We start from the raw sequence: 16,322 nt of genomic DNA, 5'->3' as shown, positions 1-16,322 counted from the left end.
TATCCGCCGTCAGCGGTTGAAACGTTCAACCAGTGCGTATTGGGTGGACGCGGTGTGGGTCAGTTCCTTGCTCAGGTCCGCGGATTGATGGGCCTGGACCGACGTCTGGTCGGCCAGTTCGGCGATGGTGGTGATGTTGCGACTGATCTCTTCGGCCACCGCGCTTTGTTCTTCGGTGGCGGCGGCGATCTGGGTGGTCATCTCGGTGATGTGGGACACCGCTTCGCTGATGCCGACCAGCGCCTGGTCGGCCTCAAGTACCCGGGCCACGCCTTCCTGCGCCTGGCGCTGGCCGTGTTCCATGCTTTGTACAGCGTTGCTGGACGACGCCTGGAGCTTGGTGATCAAGTCATGGATCTGGGTGGTGGAGTGCGACGTGCGTTGCGCCAATTGGCGGACTTCGTCGGCGACTACGGCAAAGCCGCGGCCCATATCCCCGGCACGCGCCGCCTCGATCGCGGCGTTGAGGGCGAGCAGGTTGGTCTGGTCGGCGATGCCTTTGATCACGTCGACGACAGTGCCGATTTCGTCGCTGTCGCGGGCCAACTGCGCCACGGTGACACCGGTTTCGCCGACCACGGCGGAGAGGCGCTCGATGGCTTCGCGGGTATCGCGGGCCACCTCGCGGCCACGCCCGGTCAGCACGTTGGCTTGCTGGGTGGCATCCGCGGTGCGCTGCACATGGCTGGCGACTTCCTGGGTGGTTGCGGCCATCTGGTTGACGGCGGCCGAGACCTGCTCGGTTTCGACGCGTTGACGGTCAAGGCCGGTCGAGCTGGCCGTGGCCAGTCGGTTGGATTGCCCGGCCAGCGCGTTGAGCTGCTCGGCACTGTCCTGCAGGCGGGTGAGGCAGGTCTTCAACCGGGCGTTCTGGCTGAGGAACGCGGTTTCCAGGCGGCCCTGGGGGCCGTGTTCATCGCTGTACATCTGCGCAATCAGCGCATCCGAGGTCGACGGTTCGACGCCCGAAAGCAAGCGTAACGTTGCACGCCGACGCACCTGCGCGCCGATCATGCTCACGGGTACCGCAACGGCTACCGCCACGGCCATGGCCAGCGGCGCACTGAGGAACAGCCCGCCCACGGCGCCGGCAAGCCCGGTGGCGACGTAGGGCACGCTGTCGAATAACGTCGACAGCCAACTGTCCCGGCGCGAAACCGCCGATTTGTCCTGGCTCAAACGCCGGTAAAGCGCCTGGGCACGTCGAATCTCATCGGCGCTCGGCTTGACCCGTACCGACTCGAAGCCCACCACGCGGCTGCCTTCGAAGATCGGTGTGACGTAAGCATTGACCCAATAATGGTCGCCGTTTTTCGAGCGATTCTTGACGATACCCATCCACGGCAGGCCTTGCTTGAGCGCGCACCACATATGGGAAAAAACGGCTGACGGGACGTCGGGATGGCGCACGATATTCTGCGGGGCGCCGATCAGCTCGGCGCGTTCAAAACCGCTGATATCGACAAAAGCATCGTTGCAGTAAGTGATCATCCCTTTAACATCGGTTGCGGAGATGAGCTTCTGCGAAGGCGCGAGCGAAATCTCGCGCTGTGTCACGGGTTGGTTATTGCGCATTCGACTACTCCCAGAATTGCCTTTAGGACATCGGCAAGTATTCAGATAAGTTGAAGACCGATTGTCTGACAATCTCAAACAGCAACATTGCAGCGGTCTAAATCAGGTATTCAGTCCTGTCAGTCGGCGGCCGAAACGCGAAAGCACAAGACTTCAAACGCAAATACCGGATAATGGCGGCCAATTTGAAGTTCGCTATTTTGGTAATCCCGTATGGAAATTAAGGTTAACTTTCTCGACAACCTTCGACTTGAAGCCAAGTTCGATGACTTCACGGTGATCGCCGATCAACCGATTCGCTATAAAGGCGACGGGTCGGCGCCGGGGCCATTCGATTACTTCCTGGCTTCGTCGGCATTGTGTGCGGCGTACTTCGTGAAGTTGTACTGCGAGACACGCAATATCCCCACGGACAATATCCGGTTGTCGCAGAACAACATTGTCGACCCGGAAAACCGCTACAACCAGATTTTCAAGATCCAGGTGGAGTTGCCGGCAGATATCTCCGACAAGGATCGCCAAGGCATCTTGCGCTCTATTGACCGTTGCACGGTGAAGAAAGTGGTACAGGCCGGCCCTGAGTTCGTGATCGAAGAGGTGGAAAACCTCGACGCCGACGCCCAGGCCCTGTTGATGCCCAATTCCACTTCCGAGGCGGGCACCTACATCGTGGGCAAGGACCTGCCGCTGGAGCAGACCATCGCCAACATGTCGGGCATCCTGGCCGGCCTGGGCATGAAGATCGAGATCGCCTCGTGGCGCAATATCGTGCCGAACGTGTGGTCGCTGCATATCCGCGATGCCCATTCGCCGATGTGCTTCACCAACGGCAAGGGCGCGACCAAGGAAAGCGCTTTGGCCTCGGCGTTGGGCGAGTTCATCGAGCGCCTCAACTGCAACTTCTTCTATAACGATCAGTTCTGGGGCGAAGAACTGGCCAATGCGCCGTTCGTGCATTACCCGGACGAGCGCTGGTTCCAGCCTGGGCGCAAGGATGAACTGCCAGCGGAAATCCTCGACGCCTACTGCCTGAACATCTACAACCGCGACGGCGAGTTGCGTGGCTCGCACCTGTTCGACACCAACTCGGGCAATGAAGACCGCGGGATTGTGGCACTGCCGTTTGTGCGCCAGTCGGACGGCGAGGTGGTGTATTTTCCGTCCAACCTGATCGAAAACCTGTACCTGAGCAATGGCATGAGCGCCGGCAACACCCTCGCCGAAGCCCAGGTGCAGTGCCTGTCGGAGATCTTCGAGCGGGCGGTCAAGCGTGAAATCATCGAAGGTGAATTCGCCCTGCCGGATGTGCCGGCTGACGTGCTGGCCAAGTACCCGAGTATTCTGGCCGGGATCCAGGGGCTGGAAGCCCAGGGCTTCCCGGTGCTGGTCAAGGATGCCTCGCTGGGCGGCGAGTTCCCGGTGATGTGCGTGACCTTGATGAACCCGCGTACCGGCGGTGTGTTTGCCTCGTTCGGCGCGCACCCGAGCCTGGAAGTGGCGCTGGAACGCAGCCTGACTGAATTGCTCCAAGGCCGCAGTTTCGAAGGCCTGAACGATCTGCCGCAGCCGACGTTCGAAGGTCACGCGGTGACCGAGCCGAACAACTTCGTCGAGCACTTTATCGACTCCAGCGGCGTGGTCTCGTGGCGCTTCTTCAGTGCCCGCTCGGATTACGAATTTGTCGAGTGGGACTTCTCCGGCCAGGGCGAAAACTCCAACGCCGAAGAAGCCGCGACGCTGTTCGGCATTCTCGAGAACATGGGCAAGGAATCGTACATGGCGGTGTATGAGCACCTCGGTGCCACCGCCTGCCGCATCCTGGTGCCGGACTACTCGGAAATCTATCCGGTGGACGACCTGATCTGGGACAACACCAACAAAGCGCTGTTTTTCCGTGCCGACATCCTCAACCTGCATCGCCTGGATGACGCGCAGCTCAAGGCCCTGGCCGAACGCCTGGTGGAAAGCGAACTGGACGACTACACCGATATCACCACCTTGATCGGTATCGAGTTCGACGACAACACCGCCTGGGGCCAACTGACCATCCTCGAATTGAAGCTGCTGATCTACCTCGCCCTGCAGCAATACGAGGAAGCGAAGGAAGCGGTGGAAATGTTCCTGCAGTACAACGACAACACCGTCGAGCGCGGCCTGTTCTACCAGGCGGTGAACGCGGTGCTGGAGATGGAACTGGATGAAGACCTGGAATTGGCGGACTACGAGGCCAACTTCCGGCGGATGTTCGGTAACGAGCGGATGGATGCGGTGATCGGCTCGGTCAACGGCAGTGTGCGCTTTTATGGATTGACGCCGACCAGCATGAAGCTGGAAGGGCTGGACCGGCATCTGCGCTTGATCGAGAGCTATAAAAAACTGCACAGCGCGCGGGCCAACGTCACGTCTGCCTGACGCAGCATCCAGTGTGGGAGGGGCGGTGCGACGATTCGACTTGCCCCCGATAGCAATCTGTCAGTCACTGAATCAGGAGACTGGCCCACCGCTATCGGGGGCAAGTCGAATCGTCGCACCGCCCCTCCCACATTAGATATAGGCCAAGGCTTGCGCGAGGTCTGCGCGCAAGTCCTCCACATCTTCAACCCCCACCGACAACCGCACCAACCCATCGCCAATGCCCAATTGCGCCCGCGTCGCTGCCGGGATGCTGGCATGGGTCATGATCGCCGGGTGTTCGATCAGGCTTTCCACGCCGCCGAGGCTTTCGGCCAGGGCGAAGAGTTTGACGTGTTCCAGGAAACGCCTGGCGCCGGCCAGGTCGCTGTTCAATACCACCGAAATCATCCCGCCAAACCCGCGCATCTGCCGGCGTGCCAGGGCGTGCTGGGGGTGCGAGACCAGGCCCGGGTAGTGAACCCGCGCCACCTGCGGTTGGTGTTCGAGCCAGCTCGCCAGGTCCAGTGCATTGCTGCAATGGCGCTCCATGCGCAGGGCCAGGGTTTTCACGCCGCGCAGGGTCAGGAAGGCGTCGAACGGCCCGGCGATGGCGCCGACCGAGTTCTGCAGGAAGCCCAGGCGCTCGGCCAGTTCGGGGTTGTCACCGACAATTGCGATGCCGCCGATCACGTCGGAGTGGCCATTGAGGTATTTGGTGGTGGAATGCACCACGATGTCGCAACCCAGCTCCAGCGGGCGCTGAATCCACGGGCTGGCGAAGGTGTTGTCGGCCACGCAGAGGATGCCGCGGGCGCGGCAGATGCGCGCGATGGCGCTGAGGTCGGTCAGGCTCAGCAGCGGGTTGCTGGGCGTCTCGACCCAGACCATGCGCGTGTCGTCCTGCAACGCGGCTTCAAACGCTTGCACATCGCTCAAATCGACAAAACTGAAACGGTGCCCGGCGCTGCGTTGGCGCACCTTGTCGAACAGGCGGAAGGTGCCGCCATACAGGTCGTTGCCGGAGACGACATGGCTGCCGGCATCCAGCAACTCCAGCACGGTGGAAATCGCCGCCAGCCCCGAGGCAAAGGCAAACGCCTGGCGGCCGCCTTCCAGGTCGGCCACGCAGCGCTCCAGGGCGAACCGCGTGGGGTTGTGGGAGCGGCCATAGTCGAAGCCCTTGTGTACGCCGGGGCTGTCTTGCCGGTAGGTGGAATTGGCGTAGATCGGCGGCATCAGCGCGCCGGTGGTCGGGTCGGGCGATTGCCCGGCGTGGATCACACGGGTGGCAAACGCGCTTTTATCGGGCTGACTCATGCAAGGGATCTCCGCAGGTGATTGAGCAGGTCGACACGGGTGATCAGGCCATGGAAGCCCGACGCATCGGCGATGATGGCGACCAGGCCGCGATCCAGCTCCGCCTGCAACTCGGCGAGGCTGGCGCTGGGGTCGAGGGTGTGCAGGGTTTCGGTCATGGCGCTGGCGACGATCATGGAAAAGTCCGCGGCGTCGTGGTGCAGGCCCAGCAGGATGTCGGATTCGTCGATCACACCCACCAGTGCCTGGCCATTCACCAGCACCGGCAATTGCGAGACATCGGCCAGGCGCATGCGCTGGAAGGCGGTGAGCAGGGTGTCGTCGGGGCTGACGCTGATCACGCGGCCGTCTTCAAAGCGCCGGGCGATCAGGTCGCGCAGGTCGCCGTAGTGCTTGTAGTGCAGCAAGCCCGCGTCGCTCATCCATTGGTCGTTGTAGACCTTCGACAGGTAACGCGTGCCAGTGTCGCAGACGAAGCTGACCACGCGCTTGGGCGCGGTCTGTGCGCGGCAATAGCGCAAGGCTGCGGCGAGCAGGGTGCCGGTGGACGAGCCGCCGAGAATGCCTTCGGCCTTGAGCAACTGGCGGGCGTGGTCGAAGCTCTCTTCATCGCTGATGGAGTAGGCGTGGCGCACGCTGGACAGGTCGGCAATCGAGGGGACGAAGTCTTCGCCGATGCCTTCCACCGCCCAGGAACCCGGGGTGACCAGGGTGCCGCTGCGGCTGTATTCGGCCATCACCGAACCGACGGGGTCGGCCAGCACCATCTCCAGCGCCGGCTGCACCCGCTTGAAGAAGCGCGTCAGCCCGGTGAGCGTGCCGGCCGAACCGACGCCGACCACAATCGCGTCGAGGTCATGCTCGGTCTGCGCCCAGAGCTCCGGCGCGGTGCTGGTTTCGTGGGCGAGCGGGTTGGCCGGGTTATTGAACTGGTCGGCGAAGAACGAGCCCGGGATGTCCTTGGCCAGGCGCGCAGCGACGTCCTGATAGTACTCGGGGTGGCCCTTGCCGACATCGGAGCGGGTGATATGCACTTCGGCGCCCATGGCCTTGAGGTGCAGCACCTTTTCGGTGGACATCTTGTCGGGCACCACCAGCACCACCCGGTAGCCTTTCGCCCGGCCCACCAGCGCCAGGCCCAGCCCGGTGTTGCCGGCGGTGGCTTCGACAATCGTGCCGCCGACGCGCAGGCGGCCGTCGCGCTCGGCGGCGTCGATCATGGCCAGGCCGATGCGATCCTTGATCGAGCCGCCGGGGTTTTGCGATTCGAGTTTGAGAAACAGCGTGCAGGGGCCGGTGTCGAAGCGGCTGATCCGCACCAGCGGAGTGTTGCCGATCAGTTCAAGCACGGCGGGGCGGGCAAGCGTGGGCATGTCGTCACCTGGGTGTAGGGTGGGGGGACAGCAAACGGCAAAGCGTGGCTTGGAACATAGGCCGCTATTGCACGGGTCGCAACTGCGCGGTCGGCCGGCTGTCTTTTTTTGGCGCATGAGCGAAGGCTCGGTGCGCCATCGGTGGGCAGTCTTGCCGCGCCGCCTGGGCGCGAACCCGCGCAATCGTTGGGTGTGCGCAGCTGGCCTGGGGTTTGCTAGAAACAAATCCAAACTTGGATACAAGATGGAGACCCTTATGCAGAGCGTTATCGGCTGGACCCTCGGCGAATGGCGTGAGGCCTATCGCAACGGGACGATCACCCCGGACATCGTGCTGACCCTGGCCGCGCAACACGCCGCCGCCGACAACGCCTGGATCGCCCGCGCGCGACCTGAACAACTGACGGCGCAGTTGGCGCAATTGAGCGAGCGGCTGGCGGCGGTCGGTGGCGATATGACCCAGTTGCCGTTGTATGGCGTGCCGTTTGCGATCAAGGACAACATCGACGCGGCCGGTTGGGAGACCACGGCGGCGTGTCCGGAATTTGCCTACGCCCCGGCGTCGGATGCGAGCGTCGTCGCCAAGCTGCGTGCGGCCGGTGCGATCCTGATGGGCAAGACCAACCTCGATCAGTTCGCCACCGGCCTGGTGGGCACACGCTCGCCGTATGGCGCGGTGGCCAACAGCTTCAATCCGGCGTATGTCAGCGGCGGTTCCAGCTCCGGTTCCGCCTCGGTGGTCGCCCGGGGTTTGGTGGCGTTCTCCCTGGGTACCGACACTGCCGGCTCCGGTCGGGTGCCGGCGGGGTTCAACAATATCGTCGGGTTAAAACCCAGCAAAGGCCGCCTGTCCAATACCGGCCTGGTGCCTGCGTGCCGCACGGTGGATTGCATCTCGGTGTTTGCCCTGACCGTGGAAGACGCCGAATCCGTGGCGCAAGTGGCCGAAGGCTACGACGCGAGTGACGCCTATTCCCGCGCCAACCCCCATACCGCGCCGGTGGCGGTGGGGCGTGCGATCAAACTCGCCATTCCGGCGACCCTGGAGTTCTTCGGCGATACCCAGAACCAGGCCGTATTCGAGCAGGCCGTCGAGCGCTTCAAGGCGTTGGGTGCGCAGATCACCCCGGTGGATTTCAGCCCGTTCAAGGCGCTGGCGGACCAGTTGTATTTCGGCCCATGGGTCGCCGAGCGCACGGTCGCCCTGCACAGCATGCTTGAACAGCAGCCGGACGCGATCAACCCGGTGGTGCGCGGCATCGTCGAAAACGGGCTTGAGTACAGCGCCTGCGACGCCTACAAAGCCGAATACCTGCGCGCCGACCTGAGCCGGCGCATCAACGACACGCTGGCAGGCTTCGACGCATTGCTGGTGCCGACCTCGCCGACGATTCGCACCCAGGCCGAGATGGCGCTGGAGCCGGTGCGCTACAACTCGCAATTCGGCTATTACACCAACTTCACCAACCTGGCGGACCTGTGCGCGCTGGCGCTGCCCGCCGGCTTGCGCGCAGATGGCTTGCCCAGCGGCATCACCTTGTTGGCGCCGGCCTGGCACGACACGGCCCTGGCCCACTTGGGCAAGCGCTGGCAAGCCGGCCTCGGCCTGCCGCTGGGCGCCACCGCGCGCGAGTTGCCCGCACCGGCCGCACCAACCCCCGCGCCCGGCAGTGTGCGCCTGGCGGTGGTCGGCGCGCACCTGAGCGGCATGCCGCTGAATTTCCAACTGACCACGCGCAATGCGGTGCTGGTGGAGCAAACACTGACCGCCGACAGCTATCGACTCTACGCGCTACCGGGCACCGTGCCGCCCAAGCCGGGGCTGGCCAGGGCGGACAGTGGCCGCTCGATCATCGTCGAGCTGTGGGACATGCCCATCGCCCGCTTTGGCGAGTTCGTCGCCGAAGTCCCCGCACCGCTGGGCATCGGCAACCTGAGCCTGACCGACGGGCGCAGCGTCAAAGGCTTTATCTGCGAACCCTGGGCCCTGGCCGATGCGCTCGACATCACCGAATTCGGCGGCTGGCGCGCCTTTATCGCGAGCCGGGGCTAAGCATGCCGGGCTCAACCCTGAAAAATCCCAAGGCGCGCCCCGACAGCCTGGCCGAACGCATCTACGCGCAGCTCAAGGCGGATATCTTCGACTTTCGCCTGCTGCCGGGCGACCGCTTCAGCGAAGGCGAAGTGGCCGAGCGCATGAACGTCAGCCGCACCCCGGTGCGTCAGGCGCTCTATCGTCTGGAGAAGGAAGGTTACCTGGAGGTGTACTTCCGCAGTGGCTGGCAGGTGAAACCGTTCGACTTCACCTACTTCGAAGAGCTGTATGACCTGCGGATCATTCTGGAACTGGCGGCGGTCAACCGTTTATGCCTGATGGATGAACCGCGCCCTGCGCTGTTGCAAGGGTTACAGGCGATCTGGCAGGTGGAGGAGGGCGAACGCCAGCAGGACACCCAGGAGGTGTCCGCGCTGGACGAGCGCTTTCACTGCGCCCTGGTGGAAGCCACCGGCAACCGCGAAATGGCGCGCATGCACTACGCCATTACGGAAAAAATCCGCATCATCCGCCGGCTCGACTTTACCCAGGCATCGCGGATCGCGGCGACCTACGAAGAACACGCGCAGATACTCGACGCTATCCTGCAACGGCGCGGTGAAGAGGCGCAGCAGCTGCTCAAGCGGCATATCGAACTGAGCAAGCAGCAGGTGCGCAACATCACGTTACACCGGTTGCAGGTGGCGCGGGACACTCAATCAACCGGCTTCACAGCAACGCTTGCAGACGGCTGACGGTGGCATCGCCGGCCCGCTGCATCGGTGCGCGTAATTCACTGCCGATCAGCCCCTGCACGGCCAGCGCCGCCTTGACCGGTGCCGGGTTGGGCTCCATAAACAACGTATCGATCAACGGCAGCAACTGGAAAAACGTCTGCCGCGCCTCGCTCAACTGGTTATCCCGCACCTGCTGCCACAGCGCCACGAACCGCTCGGTGTGTACATGTGCCGACGCTGCGATCGCCCCACTGGCGCCAAGGCACAACGCGTTAAAGATCTGGATGTCCTCGCCACACAGCACATCCACCGCCCCACTGGCCAGCAGCGCCAGGGTATTGCCCAGGTTGCCGCCACAGTCCTTGACCGCGACGATGCGTGGATGGGCGACGATGTTCAGCAGCGTGGCCTGTTCGAAGGTCGCGCCGGTGCGATAGGGAATGTCATAGAGAATGATCGGCACACCGGAGGCATCGGCCACCGTGCGGAAGAACGCTTCAAGGCCGCTCTGGGACGGACGGATATAGCTGGGCGCCGGCACCAACAGCCCGGCCACCGGGCGTTTGAGGATTTCGCCCTGGAACTGCAACAGTTCAATCTGGTTATATCCCGCCAGGCCCATCACCACGCGGTGCGCCGGCACCCACTGCAACACCGCATCCAGCACCGCCAGTTGTTCCTGGCGGCTCAACGCCGCGGCTTCGCCCGTGGTGGTGCAGACCATGATCCCGGCCACGTGCTTTTCCAGCAGATGCTCAACCAGCCGGCGCAAGCCGATAAAGTCGATGGCGCCGTCCTGAAACGGCGTGACCACGGGAACCCAGATACCTTGAAACGCTGACATGCACTCTCTCCTGATGATTGACCGATTAAGTCACCGTCAGAAGGGCAGAAGGAATTGTGCAAGGGCAGGGTGTCCGTCGCGCTCAATGTCCTGTCAGCTCATCTGACGGGACAGCGCGCCCCGGTCACATGAGCGACTGTTTCTTCGATTTGAGGGCGCGCGCAACGCAACCTTGCGCCTTGGCGATCAAGCCAATGACGGAAAGGTTAACGAAAGACGTTGCAAGCATGAGCTGACACACCCTGAATGAGGGCTCCATCTTCAGGGGGTGTGAGTAAATGTGTCAAGCCCTGCGTAGTTACCGGCAGGTTGCACGGCCCAGGCACTTGAACAGTGCCTGGGCGGTGAAACGATCGTTGTCGGTCAGGGATTAGCCACTGCGGCCTCAATCGCGGCAATGTCGATCTTGGTCATGGTCATCATCGCCTCGAAGGCTCGCTTGGCCGTCGCCGGGTCGGCATGGGTCACGGCGGCCGACAACACACGCGGCGTGATCTGCCACGACAGGCCCCACTTGTCCTTGCACCAACCGCAGGCACTGGCCTGGCCACCGTTGTCGATGATGGCGTTCCACAGCCGATCAGTCTCGGCCTGGTCATCGGTAGCCACCTGAAAGGAAAACGCCTCGGTGTGCGGGAATGCCGGACCGCCATTCAGGCCGAGACACGGGATGCCCAGCACGGTGAACTCGACGGTCAGAATGTCGCCCTGTTTACCTGCGGGATAATCCCCCGGCGCGCGGTGTAACGCCTTCACCGCACTGTCCGGGAAGGTCTTGGCATAAAACGTCGCAGCGTCCAGGGCGGTGCCGTTGTACCAGAGGCACAGGGTGTTTTTGTTGTTCATGTTCGGTCTCCACGGTGAATGGGTGTGTGGAGTTTAGATCAGGGAGATGGCGCCGCCTCGTGCAGCACTACGTGGATATCCGCTTGTCCTGTGGTGAGGGAAATCCGCAGCAGAACACCGCGCAGATGATTACGAGTTATTCCAATTTCGTATTAAAAACTGTCATTTATCACAGGTTATCTGCCGGGTGTTTAACCCTACTCTGGATTACGAAGTTTCTGAGAAAATGGGCGGTTTATTAGTGAATTGACCTCCATGAATATCGTTGGGTATTTGCTATTAATCAAAGGTGATAACTCTTATGGTCAAGTCAAACGGTAAAACTGTGCTCCTCTGTGGTGTGATCTTGATTGGTGTTACCACCTCTGCTTTTGCGCTTGAAAAAATGGTTTACAAAACGGCTGGCACCTACGAATACACCGCTCCTGCTTTTGGAACGATTCACAGCATACAGGTCACGATGGTTGGCGGTGGAGGTGGTGGTTCTGGTGGTGACCCTGGTTTTGGCACTGGCACCGATTCCGGGAGCATGTACGCCAATATGCTCGAACCAAATTTGTCCTCCGGTGGCGGCGGTGGGAGTGGTGCAGTCAAAACGTGCAACTTCTATCCGCCGTCAATGGATAACCAAGTCCTGGCCATCAAGATTAATGTTGGTGCGGGAGGTAAGGGAGGCATGGGAGGTGCTACCGGTAATCCCGGTGGAAAAAAAGGCGAAAATGGAGGTGATACCAGTATTACCACCACTGATACAGCCACCGCATCGCGTAATCCAATATATGGCAGTCAGAGCGGTATGATGGCCGCTGGAGGTTCAGGGGGTACAGGGACTTCTTTTGAGTTTTCAAAACGCTCTGAAATAAGAACGGGGGGCGCGGGAGGGGGGCTCAGTGTGGCATGTCGATTTCCTGACGCTAATCCAATCTCAGAGGCGCCTGGACTTTCCGGTGATACTGGAACGTGGAGAACACCTGGCGCCGGCGCAGCGGGTAGTCTCTTGGAGGCGTGTACAGGGGCGGGCGCAGGAGGTAAAGGAGGTTTAATGGGGCTCATGTCCAATCCGCATGATATCATCAAAGGTTTGCCGGCGGATCCTGGACTCCCTGGGGAGAGCGGGACGGATGGATGCGTTATCCTAGAACTCGTACCTTGGTAGGGCAGAATGTTGGTTCATCATCGCGAATACGCAGACTAGTACATAGCCGATGGAAAAGACTTTTACGATGCTATCCAATGGAACATATAGCACGCCCAAGCCGATCATTACCGGTCAGATGAAGGCGGCGGACACCAACTTGTAGAAAGCGTTTGCGCCTTTTCCAGTTTTTTGGGCAGAACGCGGACGTATTTAAAGGGTACAGCAGCCAGAATCAGCATGATGGGGCCAGGAATGCCTACGACTTTCTCAAGCAGACCTCCAAGGACGAAGAATACGCAGATGACCAAAACGTCTGCCCCAACGCCACAGTCACGAATCACGTCGCTCATCAACAGGCGCATGCTGCGCCATCAGCTGCGCGACCCAATCGATGAACACGCGCACCTTGATGCTGATATGCCGGTTCGGTGGAAATGCCACGTAGATCGGCATCGGATCGAGACGCCAGTCCTTGAACAGGGGCACCAATTCGCCGCGTGCTTCGTAGGTCGTGGACATGTACTTGGGCAGCCAAAGCACACCCAGCCCGGCCAGGCCGGCCGCGAGGTAGGCGTTGCCATCGTCGACTGCCAGCGCATAGCGGCCTTTGACCTGGAGGCTCTCAGCGTGGTTGCGCATGGAGTAGGGCAGGGCTTTACCGGTGCGCGCCCACAAGAAGCCGACGATACGGTGTTGCGAATCTTCCAGCTCCCGCGGATGCGCGGGGATACCGACGCGGGCCAGGTAGCTCGGTGCGGCGAAAACGCCAAGCTGGAGGTCGCCAACCTTCCGGGCCATCAGCGACTGATCCTTTATCTCGCCGCCGCGCACCACGCAATCGATGTTCTCACCGATCATATCCACGATCCGGTCGCTGACGCCCATGTCGATCTGGATGTCCGGGTAGCGCAGGTAAAACTCGGGCAATGCGGGGACTAGAATCATGCTGGCCAGCGGGCTTGGCACATCCACTCGCAATCGCCCCCTGGGCAGTGTCGAGGCGCCGGACAGGCTGGTCTCGGCGTCGTCCATGTCGGCCAGCAGCCGTAACACTCGCTCGTAATAGACTGCACCGTCGGCCGTGACGTTGACTTTGCGCGTGGTGCGGTTAAGCAATTTAACCCGCAACCGTGCCTCCAACTGCTGTACCAGTTGTGTCACGGTGGTCTTGCTCATGTGCAGTGTTTCGGCCGCTTTGGTGAAGCTGCCAGTTTCCACCACGCGAGCAAACGCCTGCATCGCATCAAAACGGTCCATTGCTAACCCCCGCTCTCGATTGGATTGTTTGGATTTTACAAACAGTGCTGGCTAAGGTTGCGTGTTTATCGCCCAGGTACAAGTCCATACAGTCTCTGCATCGTTAGTTCCGGGTCGGCTTTGACCCATTGATGGAGGCACCTATGACGCAGCGTGATGTTGTTTTTCCACCTGGACGCCAGGCGCTTTACGAGCGCAATCGCTATTCGCCGGCGATCAAGTCCAATGGTTTTTTATTCGTGTCGGGGCAAGTCGGCAGTCGCGAAGATGGCTCGCCCGAACCCGATCTGGAGGCCCAGGTCCGACGCGCGTTCACCAACCTGAATGCAATCCTGGTCGCTGCCGGTTGCACCTTCGACGATGTGATTGACGTCACCGTCTTCATCGTCGATCCCGAGTCGACGTTCGAGACGATCTGGAAGGTTGTGCCGGAGTTCTGGGGCCGGGCGCCACACCCGACGCTGACCGGCGTGGGTGTCACGTGGCTGTATGGTTACCAGTTCGAGATCAAGGTGATTGCCAAGCTGCCGGAAGGCACCGGGGGATGATCTGGCCAGTGATTACGCAAGGGCGCGGTACCGAAAGCGGTTCATCCTGAACCGTTGGGCTGTGACAGCGCGCACGTCACACCACCGCAGTTGCGAGCGTTCTGGAACGCCAGGCAAAAGCCAACACCATCAGCAGCCCCAGCCCCGCCATTGCTGCTCCGGCCAGGGAAATCGCCGGATAACCCAGCCCGGCATTGATCACCGCTCCGCCCAGCGCCGCACCAATCGCGTTGCCTAAGTTGAAGGCACCGATGTTCACCGCCGAGGCCAGATTGGGCGCGTCCTTGGCCGCTTCCATGACGCGCATCTGCAGCGGCGGCACCAGGGCGAAGCTGGCGATACCCCATATCAGGATGGCAACGGCGGCCGGCAGCGGCCAACGCATCAGTACGGTGAACGCGAGCAAGACGAGAATGAGCACGCTCAGCGAAACGATCAGGGTGCGATCTATCGAGCGGTCGGCGGCCTTGCCGCCCCACACGTTGCCCAGCGTCAACCCCACACCGAACAGCACCAGCATGGCGGTGATGTAGGCGGTGGACGCGTGGGTCTCGCTGCTGAGGATCGGCGCGATGTAGGTGAAGACGGTAAACATTGCCCCCGAGCCGACGACAGTGAGGGCCAACGCCCCCAGCACCGGGCCACGGCCCAATACCCGAATTTCGGCCAGTACACCGCCGCTTTGCGGCGCCGGCAGGTTGGGCAGGGCGAACCATAACGCAGCCATGGCCACCACACCGAGGCCGGTAATACCCCAGAATGCGCTGCGCCAGCCGAACAGTTCGCCGAACCAGGCGGCCAGTGGCACACCGCCGATGGTCGCCAGGGTCAGGCCCATGAACATGGCCGCAACCGCTCCGGCACGTTTCTGCGGGGCAACCACGCTGGCGGCGACGATGGCGCCGACGCCAAAGAACGCGCCGTGGTTCAGTGAGGTCACCACCCTGGCGACCATGAGGCTGTAGTAATCGGTCGCCAGGGCTGACATCAGATTCCCCAGGGTGAAAATCGCCATGAGTCCGATCAGCAGATAGCGCCGTGGAATCCTGCCGGTGGTCAGGGTCATCAGCGGCGCGCCGAGCAGTACGCCCAGGGCGTATGCACTGACCAACAGACCTGCGGCGGGAATGGAAACACCGAGATCCGCCGCGATGCTCGGCAACATGCCCATGGGGGCGAACTCGGTAACGCCGATGCCAAAGGCACCCATGGCGAGTGCGACAAGTGGTGGATTGATACGCATGGAAGGCTCCTTATCTATGCCGCCAATGCTACGATTCAGTCTTTCCAGGCGGTAGATAGCATTTTTGGCAATCACCTTTGCGTAAGGGGCACAAATGGACTTCAACGGCAGATCGGGTGAAATGGGCGTGTTCGTCAGCGTGGCGCAGGAAGGCAGCCTGTCGGCCGCCGCGCGGACATTGGGGCTGACACCCTCGGCGGTCAGTCGGATCATCGCCCGTACTGAACAGCGTCTTGGCACTCGGCTGCTGTTGCGCACCACCCGATCGCTCACCTTCACCGCCGAGGGTGAGGCGTTCCTGCGCGGTGCCCGGCGCATCCTGGCCGACATGGCCGAGGTCGAAGAAGCCATCGCCGACCAGGGCGTCCCAAGGGGGCGATTGCGCGTCAGCGCCGCGCTTGGTCATGGGCGGCTGGCCATCGTGCCCTTGGTGGCGGCATTCAGCGCGCGCTACCCGAACATCGTCGTCGACCTCACCCTCGGCGACGAAGTGGTCGACATTCTCGGCGGCCAGGCCGATGTGGCGGTACGTTTTGGTTATCTGCCCGACAGCCCGCTGACCGCACGCAGGATCGGCGCCACCGGCCAGGTAGTGGTGGCATCGCCCGCGTATCTGCAGCGCCACGGCATCCCCCTGGAACCGGAGGATCTACTGCGGCACAACTGCCTACGCTTCAACTTCCGACGTGCCGAACCCAACTGGCCATTCATCCGCGACGGAAAAGCGTTTTCCCTGAAGGTCAGCGGCAACATCGAATGCAGCAGTGGCGAAGCGCTGGCCCAACTCGCGCGAGTAGGTGCCGGCATTGCGCGTATCGGTGAGTTCAGCGTGAGCGAGGACCTGCAGCGTGGCGATCTGATACCGCTGCTGGAAGCCTGGAACCCCGGCGACGAGGAACCGATTCACGCGGTGTTCGTGGGTGGCTCGGCAATGCCGGCGCGGGTGCGGTTGTTCGTGGACTTCCTGCTGGAACAGCATCGGATGTAGGTGCTGGCGTTAGCTGATCCTTGCGGG

At 61.9% G+C, this 16,322-nt stretch carries 14 protein-coding genes and 1 pseudogene; 6 read left to right on the top strand and 9 right to left on the bottom strand.

All coding sequences use genetic code 11. The features are described 5' to 3' along the window. Positions 1-9: 9 nt before the first annotated feature. Both PverR02_RS17165 and PverR02_RS33245 read right to left on the bottom strand, forming a co-directional pair. The gene (locus PverR02_RS17165) at positions 10-1,050 is read right to left on the bottom strand and encodes a methyl-accepting chemotaxis protein (protein ID WP_411221045.1); all 1,041 of its coding nucleotides are present in this window, start codon (positions 1,048-1,050) and stop codon (positions 10-12) included. A 252-nt stretch (positions 1,051-1,302) separates the two neighbouring features. Further along, positions 1,303-1,491: pseudogene (locus tag PverR02_RS33245) on the bottom strand (PAS domain-containing protein); the annotation flags it as partial. A 297-nt stretch (positions 1,492-1,788) separates the two neighbouring features. Between PverR02_RS33245 and PverR02_RS17160 the strand changes: the two are divergent. Next, positions 1,789-3,987 (top strand): OsmC domain/YcaO domain-containing protein, encoded by a 2,199-nt coding sequence (locus PverR02_RS17160; RefSeq protein WP_046491033.1) that lies wholly within the window; start codon positions 1,789-1,791, stop codon positions 3,985-3,987. Between the two features lie 132 nt (positions 3,988-4,119). Here the strand turns inward: PverR02_RS17160 and PverR02_RS17155 are convergent, their stop codons facing one another. After that, positions 4,120-5,286 carry a cystathionine gamma-synthase gene (locus PverR02_RS17155; protein ID WP_079443983.1) on the bottom strand — a complete coding sequence of 389 codons (1,167 nt, stop codon included), beginning with the start codon at positions 5,284-5,286 and terminating at the stop codon, positions 4,120-4,122. Next, positions 5,283-6,659 (bottom strand): pyridoxal-phosphate dependent enzyme, encoded by a 1,377-nt coding sequence (locus tag PverR02_RS17150; RefSeq protein WP_057004613.1) that lies wholly within the window; start codon positions 6,657-6,659, stop codon positions 5,283-5,285. Before PverR02_RS17150 ends, PverR02_RS17155 begins: the two co-directional genes overlap by 4 nt. A gap of 256 nt (positions 6,660-6,915) precedes the next feature. Here PverR02_RS17150 and atzF point away from each other — a divergent pair, with 256 nt between their 5' ends. Continuing rightward, entirely contained in the window at positions 6,916-8,712 is a 1,797-nt protein-coding gene (gene atzF / locus PverR02_RS17145) for an allophanate hydrolase (protein WP_079443982.1), read from the top strand. A gap of 2 nt (positions 8,713-8,714) precedes the next feature. Beyond that, positions 8,715-9,449 carry a GntR family transcriptional regulator gene (locus tag PverR02_RS17140; protein ID WP_057004611.1) on the top strand — a complete coding sequence of 245 codons (735 nt, stop codon included), beginning with the start codon at positions 8,715-8,717 and terminating at the stop codon, positions 9,447-9,449. Here PverR02_RS17140 and dapA read toward each other — a convergent pair. Both dapA and PverR02_RS17130 read right to left on the bottom strand, forming a co-directional pair. Next, positions 9,424-10,275 carry a 4-hydroxy-tetrahydrodipicolinate synthase gene (gene dapA / locus PverR02_RS17135; RefSeq protein WP_079443981.1) on the bottom strand — a complete coding sequence of 284 codons (852 nt, stop codon included), beginning with the start codon at positions 10,273-10,275 and terminating at the stop codon, positions 9,424-9,426. The two genes, PverR02_RS17140 and dapA, sit on opposite strands and share 26 nt — an antisense overlap. A 363-nt stretch (positions 10,276-10,638) precedes the next feature. Further along, the gene (locus tag PverR02_RS17130) at positions 10,639-11,121 is read right to left on the bottom strand and encodes a VOC family protein (RefSeq protein WP_017846413.1); all 483 of its coding nucleotides are present in this window, start codon (positions 11,119-11,121) and stop codon (positions 10,639-10,641) included. A 301-nt stretch (positions 11,122-11,422) separates the two neighbouring features. On the opposite strand from PverR02_RS17130, the gene PverR02_RS31885 reads away from it, so the two are divergent. Beyond that, positions 11,423-12,277, top strand: coding sequence for a hypothetical protein (locus PverR02_RS31885; protein WP_128191365.1), 855 nt, complete (start codon positions 11,423-11,425; stop codon positions 12,275-12,277). Positions 12,278-12,384: 107 nt separating this feature from the next. On the opposite strand, the gene PverR02_RS17125 is transcribed toward PverR02_RS31885, so the two are convergent. Then, complete coding sequence (locus PverR02_RS17125) at positions 12,385-12,609, bottom strand: 2-hydroxycarboxylate transporter family protein (protein ID WP_227778665.1); 225 nt, start codon at positions 12,607-12,609, stop codon at positions 12,385-12,387. Further along, a complete protein-coding gene (locus PverR02_RS17120; RefSeq protein ID WP_079443980.1) occupies positions 12,590-13,516 on the bottom strand; it encodes a LysR family transcriptional regulator in 927 nt (308 codons plus the stop codon). The genes PverR02_RS17125 and PverR02_RS17120 overlap by 20 nt, the downstream gene beginning before the upstream one ends. A 143-nt stretch (positions 13,517-13,659) precedes the next feature. On the opposite strand from PverR02_RS17120, the gene PverR02_RS17115 reads away from it, so the two are divergent. Further along, the gene (locus PverR02_RS17115; RefSeq protein WP_079443979.1) at positions 13,660-14,064 is read left to right on the top strand and encodes a RidA family protein; all 405 of its coding nucleotides are present in this window, start codon (positions 13,660-13,662) and stop codon (positions 14,062-14,064) included. Between the two features lie 76 nt (positions 14,065-14,140). On the opposite strand, the gene PverR02_RS17110 is transcribed toward PverR02_RS17115, so the two are convergent. Further along, entirely contained in the window at positions 14,141-15,307 is a 1,167-nt protein-coding gene (locus PverR02_RS17110) for an MFS transporter (protein WP_079443978.1), read from the bottom strand. Positions 15,308-15,401: 94 nt separating this feature from the next. Between PverR02_RS17110 and PverR02_RS17105 the strand changes: the two genes are divergently transcribed. Then, positions 15,402-16,295: a LysR family transcriptional regulator gene (locus PverR02_RS17105; protein WP_017846409.1), complete on the top strand. Its 894-nt coding sequence runs from the start codon at positions 15,402-15,404 to the stop codon at positions 16,293-16,295. Positions 16,296-16,322 lie beyond the last annotated feature (27 nt).

The organism is Pseudomonas veronii (assembly GCF_002028325.1).
Classification (GTDB): Bacteria; Pseudomonadota; Gammaproteobacteria; order Pseudomonadales; family Pseudomonadaceae; genus Aquipseudomonas; species Aquipseudomonas veronii.
This window is presented reverse-complemented; position numbering and strand designations above follow the sequence as displayed.

Excerpts from the sequence above, each read along its gene's own strand:
- PverR02_RS17165 (WP_411221045.1), bottom strand. The coding sequence starts at position 1,050 with ATGGCCGTGGCGGTAGCCGTTGCGGTACCCGTGAGCATGATCGGCGCG.
- PverR02_RS17160 (WP_046491033.1), top strand. The coding sequence starts at position 1,789 with ATGGAAATTAAGGTTAACTTTCTCGACAACCTTCGACTTGAAGCCAAG.
- PverR02_RS17155 (WP_079443983.1), bottom strand. The coding sequence starts at position 5,286 with ATGAGTCAGCCCGATAAAAGCGCGTTTGCCACCCGTGTGATCCACGCC.
- PverR02_RS17150 (WP_057004613.1), bottom strand. The coding sequence starts at position 6,659 with ATGCCCACGCTTGCCCGCCCCGCCGTGCTTGAACTGATCGGCAACACT.
- atzF (WP_079443982.1), top strand. The coding sequence starts at position 6,916 with ATGCAGAGCGTTATCGGCTGGACCCTCGGCGAATGGCGTGAGGCCTAT.
- PverR02_RS17140 (WP_057004611.1), top strand. The coding sequence starts at position 8,715 with ATGCCGGGCTCAACCCTGAAAAATCCCAAGGCGCGCCCCGACAGCCTG.
- dapA (WP_079443981.1), bottom strand. The coding sequence starts at position 10,275 with ATGTCAGCGTTTCAAGGTATCTGGGTTCCCGTGGTCACGCCGTTTCAG.
- PverR02_RS17130 (WP_017846413.1), bottom strand. The coding sequence starts at position 11,121 with ATGAACAACAAAAACACCCTGTGCCTCTGGTACAACGGCACCGCCCTG.
- PverR02_RS31885 (WP_128191365.1), top strand. The coding sequence starts at position 11,423 with ATGGTCAAGTCAAACGGTAAAACTGTGCTCCTCTGTGGTGTGATCTTG.
- PverR02_RS17125 (WP_227778665.1), bottom strand. The coding sequence starts at position 12,609 with ATGAGCGACGTGATTCGTGACTGTGGCGTTGGGGCAGACGTTTTGGTC.
- PverR02_RS17120 (WP_079443980.1), bottom strand. The coding sequence starts at position 13,516 with ATGGACCGTTTTGATGCGATGCAGGCGTTTGCTCGCGTGGTGGAAACT.
- PverR02_RS17115 (WP_079443979.1), top strand. The coding sequence starts at position 13,660 with ATGACGCAGCGTGATGTTGTTTTTCCACCTGGACGCCAGGCGCTTTAC.
- PverR02_RS17110 (WP_079443978.1), bottom strand. The coding sequence starts at position 15,307 with ATGCGTATCAATCCACCACTTGTCGCACTCGCCATGGGTGCCTTTGGC.
- PverR02_RS17105 (WP_017846409.1), top strand. The coding sequence starts at position 15,402 with ATGGACTTCAACGGCAGATCGGGTGAAATGGGCGTGTTCGTCAGCGTG.